At 42.0% G+C, this 681-nt stretch carries 1 pseudogene; it reads left to right on the top strand.

The features are described 5' to 3' along the window. Positions 1-174: 174 nt before the first annotated feature. Positions 175-681, top strand: a pseudogene (locus H4J59_RS19225) (winged helix-turn-helix domain-containing protein); the annotation flags it as partial.

Below are 681 nucleotides of genomic sequence, written 5' to 3' on the forward strand. Positions count from 1 at the left end.
ATGAGGATATAGTGGATAAGTGTTCTATTGCATGGAACAACTTCATAGCGGATACAGAACGGGTCTTATCTCTATGCAGAAGGGACTGGGCAAAGTTGAACAGTTAATTATCGGAATTGGTATTAATGGTTGGCTTAACCGGTTTTATGCTCAAGGACTCGAAGGATTAAAAAAAAACCTCGCACGGGTCGCCCTTCACGTTTAAATGAGGCTCAACTTATTCAACTAAGCGAGTACGTTCGCAACAATAGTATTAAAGAAAGTGGTGGTAGGCTTAACGCACAAACACTTGTTCACTATATTGAACGAGAATTTAAACTCAACTATGGCATTTCTAATGTATATCGACTGCTTCATCAGCTAGGTTTTTCATGGATAACGAGCCGCTCTAGACATCCTAAACAGTTAGCAGAATACAACGACAAGGCTCTGGGCAACAAAAGGAACGAGGCCAAGAGCGGTTAAGCAACAGCAGTTTGAGTATGCTTATCTTTTTGGTGCGGTTTGTCCGGCAACAGGGGATACCGAAGCACTAATCGCTCCATTGATGAATATGGATGTAATGGAAAAGCACTTAGCATTGATATCCCAAAAAGTTCCAAAGGGACGACACGCCGTTATAGTGGTGGATGGTGCCGCTTGGCATCAAGCCCACTTAACCAAGAAGTTTAATAATTTATC

The sequence above is a fragment of the Colwellia sp. MB02u-10 genome (assembly GCF_014077185.1).
Taxonomy (GTDB): Bacteria; Pseudomonadota; Gammaproteobacteria; order Enterobacterales; family Alteromonadaceae; genus Cognaticolwellia.